At 69.1% G+C, this 21,144-nt stretch carries 23 protein-coding genes; 12 read left to right on the top strand and 11 right to left on the bottom strand.

Annotated features, from left to right (window positions below):
- Nucleotides 1-82: 82 nt before the first annotated feature.
- The 4 genes from ACYVOK_RS28050 to ACYVOK_RS28035 all read left to right on the top strand — a co-directional run bounded on the left by ACYVOK_RS28050 (nt 83) and on the right by ACYVOK_RS28035 (nt 5,201).
- Nucleotides 83-862, top strand: a complete 780-nt coding sequence (locus ACYVOK_RS28050; RefSeq protein WP_460665545.1) for an isoprenyl transferase — start codon at nt 83-85, stop codon at nt 860-862.
- A 1,427-nt stretch (nt 863-2,289) separates the two neighbouring features.
- Nucleotides 2,290-3,621, top strand: a complete 1,332-nt coding sequence (locus ACYVOK_RS28045; protein WP_460665544.1) for a PhoH family protein — start codon at nt 2,290-2,292, stop codon at nt 3,619-3,621.
- 207 nt (nt 3,622-3,828) lie between these two features.
- Complete coding sequence (locus ACYVOK_RS28040; protein WP_460665543.1) at nt 3,829-4,533, top strand: aggregation-promoting factor C-terminal-like domain-containing protein; 705 nt, start codon at nt 3,829-3,831, stop codon at nt 4,531-4,533.
- A gap of 20 nt (nt 4,534-4,553) precedes the next feature.
- Nucleotides 4,554-5,201, top strand: coding sequence for a spermine/spermidine synthase domain-containing protein (locus ACYVOK_RS28035; RefSeq protein ID WP_460665542.1), 648 nt, complete (start codon nt 4,554-4,556; stop codon nt 5,199-5,201).
- Here ACYVOK_RS28035 and ACYVOK_RS28030 read toward each other — a convergent pair.
- Nucleotides 5,186-5,563: a DUF3224 domain-containing protein gene (locus ACYVOK_RS28030; RefSeq protein WP_460665541.1), complete on the bottom strand. Its 378-nt coding sequence runs from the start codon at nt 5,561-5,563 to the stop codon at nt 5,186-5,188. The two genes, ACYVOK_RS28035 and ACYVOK_RS28030, sit on opposite strands and share 16 nt — an antisense overlap.
- 98 nt (nt 5,564-5,661) lie before the next feature.
- Between ACYVOK_RS28030 and ACYVOK_RS28025 the strand changes: the two genes are divergently transcribed.
- From ACYVOK_RS28025 to ACYVOK_RS28015, 3 genes are all read left to right on the top strand, one after another.
- On the top strand, nt 5,662-7,065 hold the full coding sequence (locus tag ACYVOK_RS28025) for a class II fumarate hydratase (RefSeq protein ID WP_460665540.1): 1,404 nt from the start codon (nt 5,662-5,664) through the stop codon (nt 7,063-7,065).
- Nucleotides 7,066-7,109: 44 nt separating this feature from the next.
- On the top strand, nt 7,110-7,748 hold the full coding sequence (locus ACYVOK_RS28020; protein ID WP_460665539.1) for a ribonuclease FAU-1 family protein: 639 nt from the start codon (nt 7,110-7,112) through the stop codon (nt 7,746-7,748).
- A 184-nt stretch (nt 7,749-7,932) separates the two neighbouring features.
- Nucleotides 7,933-8,091 (top strand): hypothetical protein, encoded by a 159-nt coding sequence (locus tag ACYVOK_RS28015; RefSeq protein ID WP_460665538.1) that lies wholly within the window; start codon nt 7,933-7,935, stop codon nt 8,089-8,091.
- Between the two features lie 407 nt (nt 8,092-8,498).
- Here ACYVOK_RS28015 and ACYVOK_RS28010 read toward each other — a convergent pair whose 3' ends face one another.
- The gene (locus tag ACYVOK_RS28010) at nt 8,499-10,163 is read right to left on the bottom strand and encodes a fumarate hydratase (RefSeq protein WP_460665537.1); all 1,665 of its coding nucleotides are present in this window, start codon (nt 10,161-10,163) and stop codon (nt 8,499-8,501) included.
- Between the two features lie 109 nt (nt 10,164-10,272).
- Entirely contained in the window at nt 10,273-10,578 is a 306-nt protein-coding gene (locus ACYVOK_RS28005; protein ID WP_460665536.1) for a hypothetical protein, read from the bottom strand.
- Between the two features lie 98 nt (nt 10,579-10,676).
- On the opposite strand from ACYVOK_RS28005, the gene ACYVOK_RS28000 reads away from it, so the two are divergent.
- On the top strand, nt 10,677-11,375 hold the full coding sequence (locus ACYVOK_RS28000) for a DUF1707 SHOCT-like domain-containing protein (RefSeq protein ID WP_460665535.1): 699 nt from the start codon (nt 10,677-10,679) through the stop codon (nt 11,373-11,375).
- 4 nt (nt 11,376-11,379) lie between these two features.
- Here the strand turns inward: ACYVOK_RS28000 and ACYVOK_RS27995 are convergent, their stop codons facing one another.
- The 4 genes from ACYVOK_RS27995 to ACYVOK_RS27980 form a co-directional block, all read right to left on the bottom strand.
- Nucleotides 11,380-11,904, bottom strand: coding sequence for a hypothetical protein (locus ACYVOK_RS27995; protein WP_460665534.1), 525 nt, complete (start codon nt 11,902-11,904; stop codon nt 11,380-11,382).
- A gap of 126 nt (nt 11,905-12,030) precedes the next feature.
- Nucleotides 12,031-12,543 (bottom strand): hypothetical protein, encoded by a 513-nt coding sequence (locus tag ACYVOK_RS27990; protein WP_460665533.1) that lies wholly within the window; start codon nt 12,541-12,543, stop codon nt 12,031-12,033.
- Between the two features lie 55 nt (nt 12,544-12,598).
- Nucleotides 12,599-13,387, bottom strand: coding sequence for an ABC transporter ATP-binding protein (locus tag ACYVOK_RS27985; protein WP_460665532.1), 789 nt, complete (start codon nt 13,385-13,387; stop codon nt 12,599-12,601).
- Complete coding sequence (locus ACYVOK_RS27980) at nt 13,375-14,715, bottom strand: 2-isopropylmalate synthase (RefSeq protein ID WP_460665531.1); 1,341 nt, start codon at nt 14,713-14,715, stop codon at nt 13,375-13,377. The genes ACYVOK_RS27985 and ACYVOK_RS27980 overlap by 13 nt, the downstream gene beginning before the upstream one ends.
- Nucleotides 14,716-14,902: 187 nt before the next feature.
- On the opposite strand from ACYVOK_RS27980, the gene ACYVOK_RS27975 reads away from it, so the two are divergent.
- On the top strand, nt 14,903-15,571 hold the full coding sequence (locus ACYVOK_RS27975; protein ID WP_460665530.1) for a FadR/GntR family transcriptional regulator: 669 nt from the start codon (nt 14,903-14,905) through the stop codon (nt 15,569-15,571).
- Here ACYVOK_RS27975 and ACYVOK_RS27970 read toward each other — a convergent pair.
- From ACYVOK_RS27970 to glpX, 3 genes are all read right to left on the bottom strand, one after another.
- A complete protein-coding gene (locus tag ACYVOK_RS27970; RefSeq protein WP_460665529.1) occupies nt 15,568-16,038 on the bottom strand; it encodes a hypothetical protein in 471 nt (156 codons plus the stop codon). The two genes, ACYVOK_RS27975 and ACYVOK_RS27970, sit on opposite strands and share 4 nt — an antisense overlap.
- A complete protein-coding gene (locus tag ACYVOK_RS27965; protein WP_460665528.1) occupies nt 16,038-16,988 on the bottom strand; it encodes a carbohydrate kinase family protein in 951 nt (316 codons plus the stop codon). Before ACYVOK_RS27965 ends, ACYVOK_RS27970 begins: the two co-directional genes overlap by 1 nt.
- Nucleotides 16,989-17,226: 238 nt before the next feature.
- Nucleotides 17,227-18,261: a class II fructose-bisphosphatase gene (glpX, locus tag ACYVOK_RS27960; protein ID WP_460665527.1), complete on the bottom strand. Its 1,035-nt coding sequence runs from the start codon at nt 18,259-18,261 to the stop codon at nt 17,227-17,229.
- Nucleotides 18,262-18,321: 60 nt separating this feature from the next.
- On the opposite strand from glpX, the gene ACYVOK_RS27955 reads away from it, so the two are divergent.
- On the top strand, nt 18,322-18,957 hold the full coding sequence (locus tag ACYVOK_RS27955; protein WP_460665526.1) for a DUF4245 domain-containing protein: 636 nt from the start codon (nt 18,322-18,324) through the stop codon (nt 18,955-18,957).
- Between the two features lie 151 nt (nt 18,958-19,108).
- Nucleotides 19,109-19,792 carry a nucleotidyltransferase family protein gene (locus ACYVOK_RS27950; protein ID WP_460665525.1) on the top strand — a complete coding sequence of 228 codons (684 nt, stop codon included), beginning with the start codon at nt 19,109-19,111 and terminating at the stop codon, nt 19,790-19,792.
- A 62-nt stretch (nt 19,793-19,854) separates the two neighbouring features.
- Here the strand turns inward: ACYVOK_RS27950 and ACYVOK_RS27945 are convergent, their stop codons facing one another.
- Nucleotides 19,855-20,454 carry a flavodoxin family protein gene (locus tag ACYVOK_RS27945; RefSeq protein ID WP_460665524.1) on the bottom strand — a complete coding sequence of 200 codons (600 nt, stop codon included), beginning with the start codon at nt 20,452-20,454 and terminating at the stop codon, nt 19,855-19,857.
- A 38-nt stretch (nt 20,455-20,492) separates the two neighbouring features.
- Between ACYVOK_RS27945 and ACYVOK_RS27940 the strand changes: the two genes are divergently transcribed.
- Nucleotides 20,493-21,128, top strand: a complete 636-nt coding sequence (locus ACYVOK_RS27940) for a TetR/AcrR family transcriptional regulator (RefSeq protein ID WP_460665523.1) — start codon at nt 20,493-20,495, stop codon at nt 21,126-21,128.
- Nucleotides 21,129-21,144: the final 16 nt, after the last annotated feature.

The raw sequence follows: 21,144 nt of genomic DNA, 5'->3' as shown, positions 1-21,144 counted from the left end.
CTGGGCCCGCCGGAGCCCTCTCGCCACGGGTGATTCTGGGCTAGCCTCGTTGCCGAGAGTCTTCGAGGAGAGCAACCTGCCCATGCGGACACCTGGCAAGCAGAAGCTGCGCGACGCGGTGTACGGCCTGTACGAGCGCCGAGTGCGCCGGTCCCTGTCGCCGGACCGGATCCCGCGGCACATCGGCGTCATCATCGACGGCAACCGGCGCTGGGCCCGCGCGGTCGGCGACCCGGTGTCGCGCGGTCACGAGGCCGGGGCGAACAAGATCTCCGAGTTCCTCGAGTGGTGCGACGACGTCGGCGTCAAGGTTGTCACCGTCTGGATGCTCTCCACCGACAACCTCAGCCGCCCGGCCGACGAGCTGGAGCCACTGCTGCGGATCATCGAGCAGACGGTCGAGGAGCTCACCACGATCGGCCGCTGGCGGATCCACCCGGTCGGCGCGCTCGACCTGCTGCCGGCCGCCACCGCCGAGACGCTGAAGGCCGCCGAGACGGCCACCCAGGGCGTCGAGGGCATGTTGGTCAACGTCGCGGTCGGGTACGGCGGCCGCCGTGAACTGGCCGACGCGGTCCGCTCGCTGCTCCTCGAGGAGGCGGCGAAGGGCATCTCGATCGAGGAGCTCGCCGAGCGCGTCGACGTCGAGCACATCGCCCGGCACCTGTACACCAAGGGCCAGCCGGACCCCGACCTGGTCATTCGTACGTCGGGTGAGCAGCGGCTCGGCGGGTTCCTGCTGTGGCAGAGCGCGCTGAGCGAGTTCTACTTCTGCGAGGCGCTCTGGCCGGACTTCCGGCACGTCGACTTCCTGCGGGCGATTCGGAGCTACGCACAGCGGGAGCGCCGGTTCGGGACGTGACACCGCGTCCACACCGGCGGCACGCCGTACGACGCCGCAGGTAGTAGGCGTAGGTCGCCGTACCGAGAGCCGCTCCCCAGAGGACCCAGAGGACGCCCGGCAGGTTCACCGCCCAGTTGTCCGCGGAGGTCGGGAGTTGGGTGTTCATCAACCCCGCAGGGATCAGTACGACGGCCACCAGCGACGCGGGGACGATCGCGAGCAGCGGTGGGACGCGTTGACCCGCTTTGAACCAGATCCAGCGTGGATAGACCTCGCCCCAGGGCCGCACCAGGCCGTGGGTGAGGATGCCGCCGGCGACACCCATCGCGGCCAGGCCCAGACCCATCTCCAGCATTCCCGGGGTGTCGACCATCATCTGGTGGAACTCGTCGGTGATGCCGACCGGCCAGCCGAAGTACCAGGCCACCCGGGTGAACTCGTAGGGCAGGTTCGCCACCACGGAGACGGCGACCCCCCAGCGGCCCCAGCGCAGGGCCGACCCCGGCGTCGTCCAGGGCCGCTCACCGTGTTCGCCGCGGCCGCACGAGACGCATGCGTCGCGGCTGCGGCGGTGGTACGCGATCGCCGTCGCGGCCCATAGCAGGCCGCCGACGAAGACGATGACCAGGTTCACGCGGTGCCAGTACAGGATGTCACCGAGATCCTGTGACCCCGGTACGCCGGTGAACGCGAACACGATCAAGGCGGGAGACAGCGCCACGAGCCCGACCAGTGTGTAGTCCGGGATCACCAGGGCCAGGCCGACCGCCATGATCCCGGCGATCGTCTGCAGGACCCATCCGCGGGCCCGACGCCTGGTCATCACGAGCGCGAGGACGGCGCCGCCGAGGCCGAGCGCGGCCATGACGGGCGCCACCACGCCGACCGGGGCCCCTTCCAGGATCGATCCGCTCGCCCGGTCGTCGGGCACCTTCGCGAAGGGGTAAGCGGCTCCGCCCAGCGACCAGTAGACGCCCAGTACGCCGTACGCGAAGGACCAGACGGCCGTCGCGTACCCAGTCAGTTCAGGCCAGTGTTTTCGCATGGCGTCAGCGTGTCGCGGGCGGGCGCCGTACCGGATCACTCCGGAGGGTGAGCAGGATCCCCCGTGAGGTGGACAAGGTGTAACGAGCCGTTAACCCCGAGGACGGGCGTGTCGGGCTGCGCGGTTTGGACGGCGGATCTACGCTCCTAAGTGACGGTCGGAGGGGAAGCCGGCTGTCCGGGAGGCCCGATCAGCTTGAGAGTCGTTCGCCAGCCGGTTGCCCCATGAGGGGCAGAACGGAGTGCCCGAGACCCCTGGTCTCGATCTCACTGGTTCCCGGATCCGCTCGTGCGGCGGTCCGGAGGGGATCTGCACCTGATCCCCGGGCCGGCTCCCGGTCCATCACCTAACACTGGTGGGCCGGGCGTGGTGCACGTCGCGGCCCGAGAGGACGTGCGACATGGCTGCCACCCACGCCAAGGCGTCAAGTACCTCCGCACCGGCCCAGCGCACCTTCGTGCTGGACACCTCCGTGCTGCTGTCCGACCCGCACGCGCTGATGCGGTTCGACGAGCACGAGGTGGTCGTCCCGGTGGTCGTCGTCACCGAATTGGAGGGCAAACGGCATCACCCGGAACTCGGTTACTTCGCCCGCACCGCGCTGCGGCTGCTCGACGAGCTCCGGATCCTGCACGGACGTCTGGACGCGCCCCTGCCAGTGGGGGAGAAGGGTGGAACCCTCCGGGTCGAGCTGAACCACACCGACCCCGAGACCTTGCCGGCCGGCTTCCGGCTCGGCGACAACGACAGCCGCATCCTGGCCGTGGCCTGCAACTTCAAGGCCGAGGGCAAGGACGTCACGCTGGTCTCGAAGGACCTGCCGCTGCGGGTCAAGGCGTCGGCCTGCGGCCTGATGGCCGAGGAGTACCGCGCCGAGCTGACCATGGAGTCCGGCTGGACCGGCATGAGCGAGCTCGAGGTCGGCACGCAGGAGGTCGACGACCTGTACGAGAACGGCGTCCTGGAGATGCCGCAGGCCGGTGAGTTCCCGACCCACACCGGGCTGGTGATGCTGTCCGAGCGGGGCAGCGCACTCGGCCGGGTGATGCCGGACAAGCGGGTCCGGCTGGTCCGCGGCGACCGGGAGGCGTTCGGGATCCGCGGCCGCTCGGCGGAGCAGCGGGTCGCCCTCGACCTCCTGCTCGACCCGGACGTCGGGATCATCTCGCTCGGCGGGCGCGCCGGGACGGGCAAGTCCGCCCTCGCGCTGTGCGCCGGCCTCGAATCGGTAATGGAACGGCGCCAGCACAAGAAGGTGGTGGTGTTCCGGCCGCTGTTCGCGGTCGGCGGTCAGGAGCTCGGCTACCTGCCCGGTACCGAGTCCGAGAAGATGCAGCCGTGGGCCCAGGCCGTGTTCGACACGCTGGGCGCGCTCACCAGCGGTGACGTGATCGACGAGGTGATGGACCGCGGCATGCTCGAGGTGCTGCCGCTGACCCACATCCGCGGCCGATCGCTGCACGACGCGTTCGTGATCGTGGACGAGGCCCAGTCCCTGGAGCGCAACGTGCTGCTCACCGTGCTGTCCCGAGTCGGCGCGAACTCGCGGGTCGTGCTCACCCACGACGTCGCCCAGCGGGACAACCTGCGCGTCGGCCGGCACGACGGCGTGGTCGCGGTGGTCGAGCAGCTCAAGGGTCACCCGCTGTTCGCCCACGTCACTCTGACCCGCTCGGAGCGGTCCCCGATCGCCGCCCTGGTCACCGAGATGCTCGACGACCTGCAGCTGTGACCGAGGCAGTGGTGTATCGGTAAGGAGCGTTCCTACTCTTAGGTAATAGGAGTCTGTAAAGCTCTCGTAAGACTTCCGCTCGACCCGGTGCGGCCGCCACTCCGGCGGCCGCACCGTACTCTGTGACCTGCTTGTGATCACGGACCGTTTAGGCCAAAGTATGTTCCTGTTGCAGCCGACGGGGGTCGGGTTCTCTCGGAAGGACAGATGAAAGCGAAGCGCTCCGTCGCGGCTCTCTCAGTGATTGGGATCGCCGTCGTCTCCGTTGTCGCCGGTGTCGACCTCTTCAGCTCCCCCGGTCGGAGCGTTGCTTCGGAGCAGGTGTCCGGACGTGCCGAGATGGCGGTCCTGAACAGCGAACGGGCCCGCGCCACCAAGATCACGACCCCGACGCCCAAGCCGCTCACCGCCGAGGAGCAGGCCCTGGAGGCCGCCCGCCTGCGCAACCAGCTCGAGGCCGTCGAGCAGGCCCGCAAACTGGCGCAGGACCAGGCCGAGATCAAGCAAGCCGCGAAGAACGCGGCGCTGAAGCGGTACGAGGCACTGAAGAAGACCGACGAGAACTCTCGCGAGGTGCGCGCCAGCCGCGACGCCGAGCGGAAAAAGCTCGAGGGCACACCCAAGGAGGTCGCGAAGAACCTCCTGCCCGACCACGGCTGGGGCGAAGGGCAGTTCAGCTGCCTGGAGAAGTTGTGGAACAAGGAGTCCCGCTGGCGCGTCGACGCCGACAACCCGACGTCCTCCGCGTACGGCATCCCGCAGGCCCTCCCCGGCAGCCGGATGGCGGCGTACGGCTCCGACTGGCGCACCAACCCCGTCACCCAGATCAAGTGGGGACTCGACTACATCGAGAACCGCTACGGCTCACCCTGCTCCGCCTGGGCCCACTCCCAGTCGAAGGGCTGGTACTGACCTCTCCTAGGGTTGTCCGCGTGGGCGAGGTGGCGCGGGCGGTCAGTGAGCGTGGCGAACTGGTCCTGCGGCGGCGCGACGACGACGGAGCGCTCGAGCTTCGGGTGAACGGCGTCTTCGTGATGGACGACGTGGAGACCTCCAGCGAGGAACTGCTCGCCTCGGCAGCTCTTTCCTCGGTACGACGTCCCGGCCGCGTGCTCGTGGGCGGTCTGGGTCTCGGCTACACCGTGCGAGCGTTGTTGGCCGACCCGCGACTGGAGTCGGTGGTGGTGGCCGAGATCGAGCCGGAGCTGGTGTCGTGGATGCGCTCCGGCCTGGTGCCGTCCGTGCTGGACGATCCACGGGTGGCCGTGGTGGTGGGCGACGTACGCGACGTGGTCGTGGCTCAGGACGACGCTTCGCTCGACGCGATCCTGTTGGACGTCGACAACGGGCCGGACTTCCTTGTGTACGACGAGAATTCGGCGATCTACGCGGCGTCGTTCCTGGCGGTGTGCAAGGCGCGGCTGCGGCCCGGTGGCGTGCTGACCGTGTGGTCCTCCTCCGCGTCGTCGGACCTGGAGAAAGCTGTCGCCTCGGTCTTCGGCGCGTGCGACGTGACGCCCGTCCCGGTCGACCTCCAGGGACGGGCCGAGACCTACTACGTCTATCAGGGCAGCGCGTAGTCCACCGTGATCCGCGGACCCGTCTCGTCGTGCTCGTAGACGACGGTGCCGGTGAGGCCGGCCAGGTCTCCGTCCGCGGCCACGATCTTCCCGGGCGAGGAAGTGTGATCGGCCGTTGCCCCGTGCACCATCACGAACGAGCCGTCCCGGCCCGCCAGGGTGCCGGTGAACCGCTCGACGGCGGTGTACGCCGCCGGTCCGTCCGAGGTGCCGACCATCAGCAACTCGGCCGAGCTGGTGCCCTCGAGATCACCGCCGGTGAACGTCTTGCCCACGGTGGCCCGGCCCAGCTGGATCTTGCCGCTCTCGTCGTACTGCGCCTGGTCCCACTGGGTGATCTCGAAAGCCTGGGTGAACTGCATCCGTCCTCCTGCGCGACTGCGGTGCGATGGTCATGGCATTGTCCACAGGTAGGTCTATCAGGGCGGGCCGACAGCGCTGAGCGACGTACTCTGCTGGTATGGGTGACAACGTCGAATTCAGGATCGAGCACGACACGATGGGCGAGGTCAAGGTGCCTCGGGACGCGTTGTGGCGGGCGCAGACCCAGCGTGCCGTGGAGAACTTCCCGATCTCCGGCCGGCCGCTGGAGCCCGCGCTCGTGCACGCGCTCGCCCAGATCAAGGCCTCGGCGGCGCTGGTGAACGCCGAGCTCGGCGTCCTGGACCGCGCGCGGGCCGACGCGATCGTGGCCGCCGCGGACAAGGTGGCCGCGGGGGAGTACGACGCGGAGTTCCCGATCGACGTCTTCCAGACCGGGTCGGGTACGTCGACGAACATGAACGTCAACGAGGTGCTCGCCACGCTCGCCACCCGCGAGCTCGGCGCCGACGTGCACCCGAACGACCACGTCAACGCGTCCCAGTCCAGCAACGACACCTTCCCGTCCGCGATCCACGTCGCCGCCACGGCAGGCGTCGTACGGGACCTGCTGCCGGCGCTCGAGCAGTTGGCGCAGTCCCTGTCGGACAAGGGATCGGAGTTCGCCGACGTGGTGAAGTCCGGGCGCACGCACCTGATGGACGCGACCCCGGTGACGCTCGGGCAGGAGTTCGACGGATACGCGATGCAGATCCGCCGCGGCGCGGACCGGGTCCGGGCGACGCTGCCGCGGGTGACCGAGCTGCCGCTGGGCGGTACGGCGGTCGGGACCGGCATCAACACGCCGCCCGGGTTCGCGGCGAAGGTGATCGAGGAGCTGAACCGTCGTACCGGCTTGGAGCTGAGTGAGGCGGCGGACCACTTCGAGGCGCAGGGGGCGCGGGACGGGCTGGTCGAGCTGTCCGGGCAGCTCAAGACGATCGCGGTCAGCCTGACGAAGATCTGCAACGACCTGCGCTGGATGGGGTCCGGGCCGCGGGCCGGCCTGGGCGAGATCCAGCTGCCCGACCTGCAACCGGGGTCGAGCATCATGCCGGGCAAGGTGAACCCGGTGATCTGCGAGGCCACGCTGATGGTCGCCGCCCAGGTGATGGGTAACGACACGACGATCACCGTGGCCGGGGCCGGGGGCAACTTCGAGCTGAACGTGATGCTGCCGGTGATCGCGCGCAACCTGCTCGAGTCGATCACCCTGCTGGCGAACAGCTCCCGCCTGCTGGCCGAGCGTTGCGTCGACGGCATCACCGCCAACGTCGAGCACGCCCGCCTGTTGGCCGAGTCCTCACCGTCGATCGTGACGCCGCTGAACCGCTACATCGGCTACGAGAACGCCGCCGCGGTGGCGAAGAGCGCGCTCAAGCAGGGCAAGACGATCCGCGAGGTCGTGATCGAGAACGGTCATGTCGAGAAGGGAGATCTCACCGAGGAGCAACTGGACGCGGCGCTGGACGTCCTCTCGATGACCCGGCCGGCGGGATCGTGACGGCGGCGGCGTCCGAACCGGGGCGCTTCTGGGAGCCGGGCACGGTGATCGAATGGGTGTACGAGGGGACCGGGCGGCACGAGGACAAACCGAATGTCCGGCCGATGACGGTCGTGCGGGACGACGAGGACGGGCTGGTCGCCTGGCTCGCGCCCGGCACGCCGTTGATCAAGCCGGTGCTCACCGACGGCCGGGAGACCCGGTACGCCGGTCCGGTCGCGATGTTCACCGAGGACCGGGTGCTGAAACTCGACGTCTGGCGCGGGACCGGGATCCTGAAGGTGCTGCCGCCGGGCCGGCCGTGGTCGGTGTGGCACTTCTGGGCCGAGGACGGCACGTTCCGCGGGTGGTACGTGAACCTCGAGGCGCCCCACGAGCGGGACGTTGCGGGTCGTCGTACCAGCACGGTCGACCACGTTCTCGATCTGTGGATCCGGCCGGACCGGGTGATCGAATGGAAGGACGAGGACGAGCTCGAAGGGGCGGTGACCGCGGGTCGTTTCACGTCCGCCGAGGCCGAGCGGATCGTCGCCGACGCCCATGCCGCGGTCCAGGAGATCGAGGCCTGGGGGCCGCCGTTCTCGGACGGCTGGGAGTCGTGGACCCCGCCGGTCAACTGGCGCCTCCCGACGGCTCCCACCACCCACCAGCCCACCCTCATCGCCGACGAACTCCACAGCTGACGATGCCCCGAGCCCTCCTACTGAGCGGTGGCGGCGGCGTCGGCAAAACGACCGTTCCTCCGCGTCCACCTGCGGTGGGATCTCCAGGCGGCGTTGGCTGAGGCGGCCACCCACTGGACAGGGTGAGACAACGGGTGGGTCACGGACGGGTTCTTACTGCCGGGTTCGGTCGTACCGTGGAAACATGTACACGATCGAACTGCAACCTGAGGAGCTGCGACTACTGCGATCCGCGCTCGGGTCGTACCTGCAGGCGTTCGGCCACAACGAGGCCGACGTCGTCAAGGCCGCCAAGACGCTTCTCCTCAAGCTGCCCGAGCCGGTCGACGCCAAGGCCGGCTAGCTCTCCACGGGTTTCCAGAACGGCCACCGGGAAGGTGCGTTTGACTTTCGTCCCAAGCGCCCGAGGCGCGGATCCCCGGCCAGGCTGAGGTCGGCCCACACGACCTGACGCTCCCGGCCGGTCAACCAACGCGGACGCATGATGAACTGCTTCGCGCGGATCTGCACGCCTGCCGTCTCCACCGCCCCACCCCCCCGAGCCTCCTGCCACCCCACCCACCCGTCACCCCCCGCTCCGGGGCGGAAGGTGAGGGGACTGGTGTGCCGCTTGCCCCCGGGGGTTGAGCTGCGGGGGCGGAGGGTGAGGGGACTGGTTGGGTGGTGGCTCGCCTTACCCCTGGGGGTTGAGCTGCGGGGGCGGAGGGTGAGGGGACTGGTTGGGTGGTGGCTCGCCTTGCCCCCGGGGGTTCAGCTGCGGGGGCGGACTGTGAGGGGGACTGGTTTCGCGGTGTCGGTGAAGAAGTCGTTGCCTTTGTCGTCGACCACGATGAAGGCGGGGAAGTCCTCGACCTCGATCTTCCAGACGGCTTCCATGCCGAGCTCCGGGTACTCGATCACGTCGACCGACTTGATGCAGTCCTGCGCCAGCCGCGCCGCCGGGCCGCCGATCGAGCCCAGGTAGAACCCGCCGTGCTGCTTGCACGCCTGCGTCACCTTCGCCGACCGGTTGCCCTTCGCAAGCATCACGTACGATCCACCCGCCGCCTGGAACTGGTCGACGTACGCGTCCATCCGCCCGGCCGTGGTCGGTCCGAAGGACCCGGACGCGTACCCCTCGGGCGTCTTCGCCGGGCCGGCGTAGTACACCGCGTGGTCCCGCAGGTACTGCGGCATCGGCTCACCCGCGTCCAGCCGCTCCTTGATCTTCGCGTGCGCGATGTCGCGCGCCACCACGAGCGGACCGCTCAACGAGAGCCGCGTCTTCACCGGCAGCTTGCTCAGCTCGGCGCGGATCTCGCTCATCGGCCGGTTGAGGTCGATCCGGACCACCTCGGCGTCATCGGCGAGGTGCTCGTCGGTCGTGTCCGGCAGGAACCGGGCCGGGTCGCGCTCGAGCTGCTCCAGGAACACACCCTCCGGCGTGATCTTCGCCAGCGCCTGCCGGTCGGCCGAGCAGGACACCGCGATCGCGACCGGGCACGACGCGCCGTGCCGCGGCAGCCGGATCACCCGGACGTCGTGGCAGAAGTACTTCCCGCCGAACTGCGCACCGATCCCGAACTGCTGCGTGAGTTTGAAGACCTCCTCTTCCAGCTCCACGTCCCGGAACCCGTGCCCCAGCGGCGAACCCGACGTCGGCAGCGAGTCGAGGTAGTGCGCGGACGCGTACTTCGCGGTCTTCAGCGCGTACTCCGCCGAGGTCCCGCCCACCACGACCGCCAGGTGGTACGGCGGGCAGGCCGCCGTACCCAGGGATCGGATCTTCTCGTCCAGGAACTCCATCATCCGGCTCGGGTTGAGCACCGCCTTGGTCTCCTGGAACAGGAACGACTTGTTCGCCGAGCCGCCGCCCTTGGCCATGAAGAGGAACTTGTACGACGGATCGCCGGTCCCCGGGGTCGAGTACAGCTCGATCTGCGCCGGCAGGTTCGAGCCGGTGTTCTTCTCGTCCCACATGGTCAGCGGCGCCATCTGCGAGTACCGCAGGTTCAGCTTGGTGTAGGCGTCGTACACACCGCGGCTGATCCACTCCTCGTCGACCACGCCGGTGAGGACGCCCTCGGACTTCTTGCCCATCACGATCGCCGTACCGGTGTCCTGGCACATCGGCAGCACGCCGCCGGCCGAGATGTTCGCGTTCTTCAGCAGGTCGAGCGCGACGAACCGGTCGTTGCCGGACGCCTCAGAGTCGTCGATGATGCGGCGCAGTTGCGCGAGGTGCGCCGTACGGAGGTAGTGCGAGATGTCGTGCATCGCCTCCGCGGTCAGCGCCTGCAGCACCTCCGGCTGCACCTGCAGGAAGGTCCGGTCGCCGACGGTGAACGTGCTCACGCCCTCGGTCGTCAGCAGCCGGTACTCCGTCTCGTCGGCACCGAGCGGCAGCAAGTCGGAGTAACTGAAGTCGGCGGACACCGCGTACCTCCATCACATGTGGTTTGAGCCCCCCAAGCCTAATTCGATCTCAACCGGCCCGGCGCCCAACCCCACGCGACCTGCGTCTCATCCGCTGGTGACCTGGTCCTCAGCCCGTCAACGCCTGCCAAGCCCGCGGCAGCTCGACGCCGAGCGCCAGCCGCTGGTACGCCCGCTGATGTCCGCTCGCCTTCCCCATGAACCTCCCCGGCTCAGCCGTGACCCGATTGCGCAGCCCCCAGGCCAGGCCGATGATGCCGAACAGGCCCGCGAAGAACATGATGCCGCCGACGATCGTCGGCTCGCCGGTCGATTGGGCGACCAGGACCCAGGCGACTCCGGCGTACATGCTCACGAACGCCAGCAGATACAGGCCCGCCAGGAGCCTTCCGTTGGGTAACCCGTCCCAGTTCATGGTGGACAGTATGAGCCCCAGGATCAGGGATGTGCTCAGGGTTGATTCGGGGAAGAAACCTGACTGCCGCGGGCCCGGTGCGCGCGTAAGGTTTTGTCGTGGCTCAGGAAGAGGTTCCCCAGGACAACCGACCGCAGGATGGCGTGCCCGCGCAGCCGCCGGCACCGTTGACTCAGGACGAGCTGGCGATGCGGCGGCGGGTGTCGGATCTGGAGCGGGAAGAGGTCGCCGACGTACTGCGGGAGGCCGCGGGCGAGGGGCGGCTGTCGTACGCCGAACTCGAGGAGCGACTCGAGACCTTGTACGCCTCCAAGACGTACGGCGAACTCGTCGAGCTCACCGCCGACCTGCCGAACGGCCCGAGAGCACCGGGTGTGCCGGCCGTCAGCCACCAGCAGTACGCCGGCGTCACGGTGCAGGCGGGTCCGGTGATCAACGCGTTCATGTCGGAGACCAAGCGCACCGGCAACTGGCTCGCACCGCAGCACCAGGAGGTCAACGCCGTCCTCGGCGACGTCACCCTGGACTACACCGAGGCGCAACTCCCGTACGACGAGGTGTATGTCGAGGTGAAGTCGATCCTGGCCGACGTCAAGATCCGCGTCCCGCAGAACGCGATCGTCCACCTCGACAGCAACCCGATCCTCGGCTCCGTCTCCGAGCAACAGTCCGGCCCCACCGCCGCCGACCCCACCCCCGGCCGCCCCAAAACCTTCCACATCCGCGGCACCGCCATCCTCGGCGAAATCAAAATCAAACGAGGCCCCCGCCTCACCAAACGCCTCGGCCTGAGCTGACACCTCACGGCGGTGAGCCCACCCCGCCGTCAGACCGGTCGCCGTCGGCCGACCGGTCCTGCGCCGCCCGCCGATGCTCGTCCAGCACCTCGTCGAGCCAACTCCGGAAAGCCGCCACGTCGTTCACGTGCTCCTGGCCGAGGACGAGATTCTTCGCCCGCACGTCCCTGGGCATCACCGGAAACTGCCGCGCCAGCTTCGGCCCGGACACCGGCCCCAACGAGCCGACATCGCTCCACGCCATGAACCGCCGGCGTCCGCGGTGGATCCCCCTGCGGTCGACGATGACGACCGGCCGCTGGGTGACGAGCTGCCAAACCATCGCGACCACGACACCGACGGACACCACGATCATCAGATGACCGACGAAGCGCCACTCGCCGTCGAGCAACGCCAGCGTCGGGCCCGGCAAGTACACCAGTGGCAGCCACGGCAGCCACCGCATAGCCGTCCATCTCCGCAGCGGAAACTCCACCCGCCCGTTCCGATGCAGCTCCACCATCCACGCCTCGGGCAGCCGCTCACCCATGACCGCCATCTCGTCCCCCCGTCCTCACACCTCCGGCGACCCGAACCAGCACTGTAATGCGACCCGCGAGGTCGGACGCCATATTCGGGCCGACGTTTGCCGGTATCTGCGCCGGCCTCAGTCTGGTCAGTGGGCTTGGTTACCTGACTGGGCGGTGCGGTGTTGCTTCAGGACGTCTTCCAGCCAGTGGGCGAAGGCTTGGAGGTCGCGGACGTTTTCTTGGCCGAGGGTGAGGTGTTTGGCCCAGACGTTGGTCGGGATGATGGGGAGGGTCAGGTGGAACCTCGGGCCGTGGGGTAGGCCGATGGTGCCGATTTCGGTCCAGGGGAGGAAGCGTTTGCGGCCGTGGCGGATGCCCTCGTGGTCGACGATCAGCTGCGGGCGTTGAGTGATGAGCATCCAGGTGAGGGCCCCCGCGACGGTGAGCCAGCCGGCGAGGGCGAGTCCTTCGATGATGGGCCCCCATCCCCCCTCGTCGTGCGAGTTCACGAACGAGGCGGCCGACTTCGACGCGAACAGCAGCACGATGATCCCAGGCATGACCATCAGCCGACGCCGCCGTAGCGGAAAGACCACCCGACCACGCCGGCGCAGCTCGTCGACCCAGACTTCAGCGGGCTGTTCCCCCATCACCGCCACACGATCCCCCAGCCCTCGTATCCGCCCCCGGAGTGCGCCAACTCTAGCTGGGCAACTACCCCACGCGGGAGCGCGCGGTGGCTTGAGCCGTCCAGCGGCCTTGGATGCGGGTGATCTGGATGGGGTGGTCGAAGGCCGCGGAGACCAGGGGAGTGGTCAGTACGTCGTCTGCCGGGCCGGCCGCCACGACGGTCCCTTCGCGGAGGAGAAGGGCGTGGGTGGTGGAGCTGGGGAGTTCCTCCAGATGGTGGGTGACGAGGACGGACCCCAGGTGAGGGCGTGACAGGTGAACGTGGTCAAGGGTTTCGAGGAGCTGCTCGCGCGCGGCGACGTCCAAGCCGGTGGAGGGTTCGTCCAGCAACAGCAGGCGAGGCTCGCAGATCAGCGCCCGTGCGATCAGCGCGCGCCCGCGCTCGCCCTGGGACAGCGTGGTCCACGGATCGCCGGCCTGTGGACCGATGCCGAGCAACTCGATCAACTCCGAAGCCCGCGCCCGTTGACCGGCAGTGGGCTCCCAGCGAGGCATGAGTTCGATCGTGCCGGTCAGACCGGTGAGTACGACGTCGAGCACGCGAAGCGGCGAGCGCAGCGGATGCCGGGGATTGACGTGGCCGATCGACTCGCGCAACGTGCGGATGTCGACGGTGCCGAGGCGACGGCCGAGGATCTCGACGGTTCCGCGGGTCGGGTGGGTGATCGCGCCGCACAACCCGAGCAGCGTGCTCTTTCCGGCACCGTTAGGCCCGAGCAGTGCCCAGCGCTCACCCTCGCCGATCATCAGCGTGACCCCGGCGAGCAGCAGTTTGCCGTCCCGGACCAGGTCGACGTCCTTCAGTTCGAGCACCCGAAGACCTCCTCGTACAGTTCCTTCAGCTCGGCCGCAGTCGCCTCACGGCCGGTCTCGTCGGTACGCCGCTGGACGTGCTGAGCGAACTCCTTCTCCTGCGCCGGCGTCATCCGCACGCCGTACGACGCCGCCAGCACATGCGCGATCCCGCCCTTCCCGGACTGGCTGTTCACGCGTACGACGGCCTCGTACCCGCGACCCACATCGGCCGGATCGATCGGCAGGTAGGGCACATCCCAGAACTCGTCGTCGGCCGACTGCCGGGCGAACCCCTTCCGGATCGCGTCCTGGTGCGTCCCGGAGAACGCGGTGTAGACGAGGTCCCCGACGTACGGGTGCCGCGGGTGGATCGGCATCCGGGTGCAGTACTCGACCGTCTCCCGGATCCGGTCGATGTCGGAGAAGTCGATCATCGGGTCGACACCCTGGGCGTGCAGGTTGAGCGCAAGGGTGGCGATGTCGACATTGCCGGTGCGTTCGCCGTTGCCGAAGATGCAGCCCTCGACCCGCTGCGCACCGGCGAGTACGGCGAGTTCCGCGCAGGCGATCCCGGTGCCGCGGTCGTTGTGCGGGTGGACCGACAGGATCACGCCGTCGCGGCGGGGCAGGTTCTTGTGCATGTACTCGATCTGGTCGGCGTACACGTTCGGCGTCGCCACCTCCACGGTCGCCGGGAGGTTGAGGATGACGGGCCGTTCCGGTGTCGCGTCCCAGCGTTTGGTGAGCTGATCGCTCAACTCCAGCACGAAGTCCGGCTCGGTCAGGTTGAACACCTCGGGCGAGAACTGGAACCGCACCGAGTCCCCGGCCAGTCGCAGGATCTGTTCCGCCCCGGCGTAGATCAGCGACGCCAGTTCGTCGCGCGTACGACGCAGTACGACGTTGCGCCAGACCGGTGCCGTGGCGGCGTACATGTGGACGACGACCGGCGTACGCAGGCCGGCCACGGACTCGATCGTCCGCTCGATCAACTCGGGTCGGGCCGGGGTGAAGACCACGATCGTGACATCCGGGGGCACCAGATCGGATGTGGCCAGCAGCCGGACGAAGTCGAAGTCGGTCTGCGAGGCGGACGGGTACCCGACCTCGATCTCCTTGTAGCCCATGGCAACCATCAACTCAAAGAACCGGCGCTTGCGCTGTGGGTCCATCGGCTCGGCCAGTGCCTGGTTGCCGTCGCGGAGGTCGACCGGCACCCACAGCGGGGCGGTGGTGATCCGGCGGTCCGGCCACTCGCGCTCGACGGGTGCGACCGGGACCTTCGCGAAGATGTCGCGGTAGCGGTGGCTGGGCATGGGGGAGGGCTGCTGGCGGTTCCAGTCCATGGTGCGTCCTTCGGCTCGAAGCGGCGGGCGACCGGCAGGCGACAGCACTCCACGGTGGGGACGCCGATCGATTCAGCTCCCGCCGTGGCTGCCGAGAAGGAGGAGGCCCCAGGACATGCCGATCACGCTAACCCGAAACCAACTCCTCAGACAAGCTGAGAACTTCGGACGCCCTAGACTGAGCCGCATGATCCGCCGACACCCCCTCGCCGAGCAGGCGGCCGAGGAGCTGCTCCGCCGGATCGGCAGCGGCGAGTGGCAGCTCGGCCAGAAGCTCCCCGGCGAGACGACGCTGGCCGCGCAACTGGGAGTCGGCCGGTCGACGATCCGTGAGGCGGTTCGTGAGCTGGCCGGCCGCCGCGTCCTGGAGAGCCGTCAGGGTGCCGGGGTGTTCGTGATCGCGCAGCAGGCGGCGGAGGACTGGGACAAGGTTCTCCGCAAGGCCGACATCACCGACGTGCTGGAAGGCCGGCTGGCGATCGAGACCGAGGCGGCCCGGCTGGCCGCGACACGTCGTACGCCGGCCGACCTGAGGACCTTCCGTTACACGCTCGCGGATCGCCAGAAGGCGTCTGAGAAGTCACCCGACGACTGGTACGTCGAGGCGGACCTGGCCTTCCACCGGGCCGTGGTCACCGCCGCGCACAACGCCGTACTGACCGAACTGTTCGACACCTTCGTGCCGCGGATCCGCCGCGCGATGCTCGACATGCTCAAGCTCGACCACACGCACCGGCACCGTCACGACCAGGCCGCGCACGAGGCGATCGCCGAGGCCATCCGCGATCGCGACCCCGACCTCGCCGCGACCCGGGCACGTGAACACCTCAGCGCCGTCCGCAGCGCGGTGAACTAGCCGCGGTGCCGGGCGTGCAGTGACCGCAGCCAGAGGGTGAGGGCGTCGAGGTCCTCGACGTTGTCCTGGGGAATACGGATCGGCCGGGTACGGCGGTCGGCCGGGTGGATCTGGACGGTGCGGCTCAGCGGAAAGCCGGCCGGATCGTCGATGCCGGCGATGCCGGACCATCGCAGGCTGCGGCCGCGGCTGATGCCCTCGGCATCGACCGTGACGACCGGCCGATTGGTGATCAGCTGCCACAGGGTGAGGCCGGTCCCGTAGACGAACGCGGCCAGGGCGGTCAGCCGCAGTACGCCGAGGGTGCCGGAGATGTCGTCGTTGCGCAGATGGTCGAGATTGGTCCACGCCGACATCAGCATCAGCAGTGCGAAGCCGGCCAGCCGGACCGCCAGCCGCCCGCGCCGCGGCGGGAAGACGACGCTGCCCTTGCTTTCGAGCTCGGCGCTCCAGGCATCGGCCGACATCAAGCACCCCAGGTGGCAAGATGCTCCGCGGCCGTCGGCGGGTCGGCGCCGTCCCGCGTGCAGGTGATCGCGGCCGCCTTCACCGCATAGTCCACCACGTCACGCAGCTGCGACTCGGTCAGTCCGCTCAGCCTGGTCTCGCCGAGCAGCCCGCGTGCGTGCAGGCCGGCGATCAGCGCGGACATGAACGAATCGCCCGCTCCGACGGTGTCGACGACCTCGATCGCGGGCGCCGTCACCTCGACGCGTGCGTCCCGGCTGATCCCGATCGCACCGTCGCCGCCGCGCGTGATCACCACGCACCGCGTCCGCTCGACGCCCAGCAACTCCGCCGCGATCTCGTCGGCCGACATCCCCGGCCGGAGGAACTCGCAGTCCTCGTCGCTCAGCTTCACCAGGTCGGACAACGCGGCCAGTTCACGGACGGCGGCCCACGTCGACACCGGATCCGGCGTGATCGTCGGCCGGGCGTTCGGGTCGAGCGTCACCGTCACCGGCTGGTCGGCCATCGACTTCAGGAACGCGTGGATCGCCTTCGCGCCGGGCTCCAGCACGGTCGCGATCGACCCGGTGTGGATCGCCGGGCAGCCGCGCGACAGCGACAAAGCCGGCGGCTCCCAGGTGATGTCGAACTGGTACGACGCGACCCCGGCGGCGTCGAGCGTCGCGGTCGCCGTACTGGTCCGGAAACCCGGGTCGACCGAGCCGGGCGCGAGCTGGACACCGTTGCCGAACAGGTGAGCGCCGAGCTGGTCGCCGTACGGATCCGTCCCGAACCGGGTGACGAGCTCGGTCGGTACGCCGAGCCGCGCGAGCCCGACCGCCACGTTGGCCGGCGAGCCCCCGGGAGTCACCTTCGCCTTCCCGTTGCCGTTCCTGCTGGTGGAACGGGCCCCGGTGCCGACAATGTCCACCAAAGCCTCACCGACAACGAGGACGGGCACGGTCATGGGGCCTCCCGGCCTGGACTGAGGAGCGGAGGGAGCCCGGTCATGGGGCCTTCCGGCCTGGACTGAGGAGCGGAGGGAGCGAAGCGACTGGAGCGACGAGGGAAGGCCGGGAGCAACAGCCCCATGACCCGCCGCGCCGGAGGCGCGGCATTCAGCACAGCGACTGGAGCGACGAGGGAAGGCCGGGAGTTCGAGCCCCATGACCACGCCGGCGCCGAAGGCCCGGCCAAAAGCACTGTCATCGGGCGTGCTCGAAGTCGATGGTGGAGTAGGCGCGCAGTTTGGACAGTTGGTGCACGCTCTCGATGCTGCGGATCGTGCCGCTGCGCGACCGCATCACCAGCGAGTGGGTGCGCGCGGTGGACCGGCCGTACCGGACGCCACGCAGCAACTCGCCCTCGGTGATGCCGGTGGCGACGAAGAAGCAGTCGTCACCGCTGACCAGGTCGTCGGTGCTGAGCACCTTGTCGAGGTCGTGACCGGCGTCGATCGCCTTCTGCCGCTCCTCGTCGTCACGCGGCCAGAGCCGGCCCTGGATCAGTCCGCCCAGGCACTTCATCGCACAGGCCGCGATGATGCCCTCCGGCGTACCGCCGATGCCGAGCAGCATGTCCAGACCGGTGTCCGGCCGGGCCGCCTCCACCGCGCCGGCCACGTCGCCGTCGCTGATGAACTTGATCCGCGCCCCGGTGGCCCGGATCTGGGTCGCGAGGTCCTCGTGCCGCGGCCGGTCCAGCAGGACGACGGTGACGTCGTCGACCGTGGAGCCCTTCGCCTTCGCCACCCGGCGGATGTTCTCCGCGACCGGGAGCCGGATGTCGACCACGTCGGCCGCCTCCGGGCCGACCACCAGTTTCTCCATGTAGAAGACCGCGGACGGGTCGTACATCGAGTTCCGCGGCGACACCGCCATCACCGCGATGCCGTTGTTCATGCCCTTCGCGACCAGCGTCGTACCGTCGACCGGGTCGACCGCGACGTCACACTCCGGACCGTCGCCGGACCCGACCTGCTCGCCGTTGTAGAGCATCGGGGCGTTGTCCTTCTCGCCCTCGCCGATCACCACGGTGCCGTTCATCCCGACGGTGCCGATCAGCGTGCGCATCGCGTTCACCGCCGCGCCGTCGGCGCCGTTCTTGTCGCCGCGGCCGACCCAGCGGCCCGCCGCCATCGCCGCCGCCTCGGTGACCCGGACCAGTTCCAGGGCGAGGTTCCGGTCCGGCGCATCCGCCTCGACCTCGAGATGGGCAGGTGGCGTGCTGGGATCGCTCATGCCACCGGATCGTAGCCAACGCCCTCGTGGGCCGTTCAGCCGAGATGCGACACTCGTGGCATGAGTTCGACAGGTGACGACGGTGCGAACGCGGTGACGGAGGACCCGCGGGCGGCCGCCGAGGCACGGGAGAAGGCCCGGGCGCGCGCCGAGGCGATCGCTTACCGGGAGCAGAACCGCAGGGACCGGGCCAACGCGCGCACGCTGACCAACATGGTTTGGGCGCTGCTGGCCTGTTTCGTCGTGGTCGCCTTCCTGGTGCTCGTCACCTGGCGGCCGAAGGAGGAGAAGATCCGCGCAGTCGAGTACACCGCGCAACTGGAGGACGCGAAGAAGGTCGCGCCCTGGGTCCGCGGCCCGGCCCCGATGCCGGCCGGCTGGACGGCCACCAGCGTGGAATTCCGCACCCCTGAACAGAGCCCGATGACCTGGCACCTGGGCATCGTCACGAACGAGAAGAAGTACGTCGGCCTGGAACAGTCCAACGTGTCCGGGAACAAATTCCAGTCCGACGAACTCGGCCGCACCGCCGACGACGGTACGGCGACCGTCGAGGGCGTCACCTGGCAGCGCAAGGTGCTGCTCGACCGGGAGGGCGAGAACGCCTTGGTGCTGGTGGGTTCCGGGGTCACCACGATCGTGGTCGGAGACGCCGGCTATCCGGCCCTGGAAACGCTTGCCTCGGTCCTGCGCTGAACATTTCCCGACCACGTTCCGGACGGTCGTTGACACGTCCGGTAGCGGCGCGGTTCCATCGATTCTTCGGCTTGACGATGCGCTCGGGGAAATCGGCAGAGGGAGCCTGCGGTGAGATTTCCGGCGACCCGGATCAGGGGTTGATGCGAGCATGTTCGTCACGGGGCTGCTGCTCGCCGCGGAAAGTTCTCCGCACCTCGGCGTACCGAAGCAACTGTTGTCCTACCACGGCGGGACGCTGCTCGGTGCGACGCTCGACACCGCCCGGCAGTGCGGGTTCGACCAGCTGATCGTGACACTCGGCGCCGCGTCCGGGCCGATCCGGGACCGGATCGACTTCGGCGGCGTCCGCGTGGTCGAGTCGCCGCACGCGGACACCGGCAGCTCGTCGATCGTGCCCGCGATGGACGCGGTCGACCGCCGTACCGACGGGATCGTGGTGCTGCTCGGCGACCAGCCGGGCGTGACGTCGGCCACGGTGTGGTCGCTGGTCGCCGAGGTCGCCGGACCGGCGACACCGATCGGAGTCAGCCGGTACGACGACGGTCGCGGGAACCCGTGCTGGTTCGGCCGGGAGCTGTTCGGCGAACTGCGGCAGCTGCGCAGCGACGCCGACCTGTGGGAGCTGATCGAGCTCGGCCACCACCCGGTCACCGTGGTCGATGCCATAGGCAACGTTCCGCTCCGGGTCGAGACCTGGGACGACTACCGCAACCTGGTGGCCGGCTACAGCGCGGCCCGCGGCGCTTTCACTCCGGGCGCGTTCGACGACTCGCCCCACCCCGCGCCGCTGCCCACCCGCGGCCCGCACCGCCGCCACCGCACGGCCCCGTGACTACTCGGCGCCGACCAGCCGGAGTCCGACGACTCCCGCGGCGAGCAGAATGAACCACGCCATCAGGCTGCCAGCGCTCCCCTGAGGTGCCGCAGTGTGACGGTCGCGACCCGGACGCCGAGCGCCTCCGCGGTCCGCAGGTCCGTGGCCGGCGGCGCCTTCTCCGCCGACAGGTCGGCGTCGGACTGTGCCATCGCGCCGAGCCAGCTGCCGAGCCGGTTGAGGTCCTCGATACTCGCGGTGCTCTCGGCCCAGCCGGGGTAGAGGTCCAAGCCGACCCAGATCATCCCGTGCTGCGCGGCGAGCACGGCCAGGTCGACCAGGCTGTTCAGCTTGTCACCGGACATCGCCTTGGAGTTGGTGAACCCGGCGGCGATCTTGTCCCGCCAGGCCAGGTTGTCGGCCCAGGCCCGCACACTCTCCTCGGCGAACTTCTTGAACACCGCGCTCGGGCTGCCCATGTACGTCGGGGCGCCGAAGACGATCGCGTCCGCGGCGGCGAGCCGGTCCCAGACGTCCTCGGTCAGCTCGTCCAGCGGGACCAGTTCGGCCACGGCGCCTGGCACCGACGAGGCGCCGGCCGCGACGGCTTCGGCCTGCTTGGCGGTGTGGCCGTACCCGGAGTGATACGCGACAGCGATCCGGGCGGGGGTGTTGCTCATGCTTCCTCCAGAGTCTTTAGCGGACTACAGTCCGTCTTATGAACGACAGTACCGGACCGCAGTCCGCTTCACAACGGGATCTTCCGGTCGTCGGGCAGCCGCGCCCGGAACGCGCCGATGCCCGCCGCAACCGGCTCAGGGTGCTGGAGGCGGCCGACCGCCTGTTCACCGAGCACGGCGTGAAGAACGTGTCACTGGATGCGATCGCCGCGGCGGCCGGCGTCGGCAAGGGCACCGTCTTTCGCCGCTTCGGCGATCGCGCCGGCCTGGCGGTGGCCTTACTGGACGAGCGTGAACAGGAACTCCAGGCGAAAATCCTCAGCGGACCGCCGCCGCTGGGACCTGGTGCCCCCGCGGCCGACCGGGTCACGGCGTTCCTGGACGCGTACCTGGAACTGCTCGACCGGCACGTCGAACTGTTCATGGACAGCGAGAACGCCTCCGACGGCGCCCGCTACCGCATCGGCTCCTACCGCCTCTGGCACCGCCACCTGGCCCTCCTCGTCGAGGAAGACCGTCCCGACCTGGATGCCGACTACACCGCCCACCTGCTCCTGGCTCCGCTCGCGGCCGACCTCCACCACGCCCTCCGCGAGCAGGGTTTCGCCCTGGATCGGCTGAAGACCGGCCTGCGCACGGCCGCCGAGACCCTCTTGGGACTTTCAAAAAGTTGACTAGTCAGGTTTTCCG

It is taken from the genome of Kribbella swartbergensis, assembly GCF_054784135.1.
The sequence above is the reverse complement of the archived record's forward strand: the minus strand, read 5'-3'. Positions and strand labels throughout refer to the sequence as shown.

Excerpts from the sequence above, each read along its gene's own strand:
- ACYVOK_RS28025 (WP_460665540.1), top strand. The coding sequence starts at position 5,662 with ATGGGTGACAACGTCGAATTCAGGATCGAGCACGACACGATGGGCGAG.
- ACYVOK_RS28015 (WP_460665538.1), top strand. The coding sequence starts at position 7,933 with ATGTACACGATCGAACTGCAACCTGAGGAGCTGCGACTACTGCGATCC.
- ACYVOK_RS28045 (WP_460665544.1), top strand. The coding sequence starts at position 2,290 with ATGGCTGCCACCCACGCCAAGGCGTCAAGTACCTCCGCACCGGCCCAG.
- ACYVOK_RS27950 (WP_460665525.1), top strand. The coding sequence starts at position 19,109 with ATGTTCGTCACGGGGCTGCTGCTCGCCGCGGAAAGTTCTCCGCACCTC.
- ACYVOK_RS27980 (WP_460665531.1), bottom strand. The coding sequence starts at position 14,715 with ATGGACTGGAACCGCCAGCAGCCCTCCCCCATGCCCAGCCACCGCTAC.
- ACYVOK_RS27970 (WP_460665529.1), bottom strand. The coding sequence starts at position 16,038 with ATGTCGGCCGATGCCTGGAGCGCCGAGCTCGAAAGCAAGGGCAGCGTC.
- ACYVOK_RS27945 (WP_460665524.1), bottom strand. The coding sequence starts at position 20,454 with ATGAGCAACACCCCCGCCCGGATCGCTGTCGCGTATCACTCCGGGTAC.
- ACYVOK_RS27995 (WP_460665534.1), bottom strand. The coding sequence starts at position 11,904 with ATGGGTGAGCGGCTGCCCGAGGCGTGGATGGTGGAGCTGCATCGGAAC.
- ACYVOK_RS28005 (WP_460665536.1), bottom strand. The coding sequence starts at position 10,578 with ATGAACTGGGACGGGTTACCCAACGGAAGGCTCCTGGCGGGCCTGTAT.
- ACYVOK_RS28050 (WP_460665545.1), top strand. The coding sequence starts at position 83 with ATGCGGACACCTGGCAAGCAGAAGCTGCGCGACGCGGTGTACGGCCTG.
- glpX (WP_460665527.1), bottom strand. The coding sequence starts at position 18,261 with ATGAGCGATCCCAGCACGCCACCTGCCCATCTCGAGGTCGAGGCGGAT.
- ACYVOK_RS27940 (WP_460665523.1), top strand. The coding sequence starts at position 20,493 with ATGAACGACAGTACCGGACCGCAGTCCGCTTCACAACGGGATCTTCCG.
- ACYVOK_RS28030 (WP_460665541.1), bottom strand. The coding sequence starts at position 5,563 with ATGCAGTTCACCCAGGCTTTCGAGATCACCCAGTGGGACCAGGCGCAG.
- ACYVOK_RS27955 (WP_460665526.1), top strand. The coding sequence starts at position 18,322 with ATGAGTTCGACAGGTGACGACGGTGCGAACGCGGTGACGGAGGACCCG.
- ACYVOK_RS27965 (WP_460665528.1), bottom strand. The coding sequence starts at position 16,988 with ATGACCGTGCCCGTCCTCGTTGTCGGTGAGGCTTTGGTGGACATTGTC.
- ACYVOK_RS27975 (WP_460665530.1), top strand. The coding sequence starts at position 14,903 with ATGATCCGCCGACACCCCCTCGCCGAGCAGGCGGCCGAGGAGCTGCTC.
- ACYVOK_RS28040 (WP_460665543.1), top strand. The coding sequence starts at position 3,829 with ATGAAAGCGAAGCGCTCCGTCGCGGCTCTCTCAGTGATTGGGATCGCC.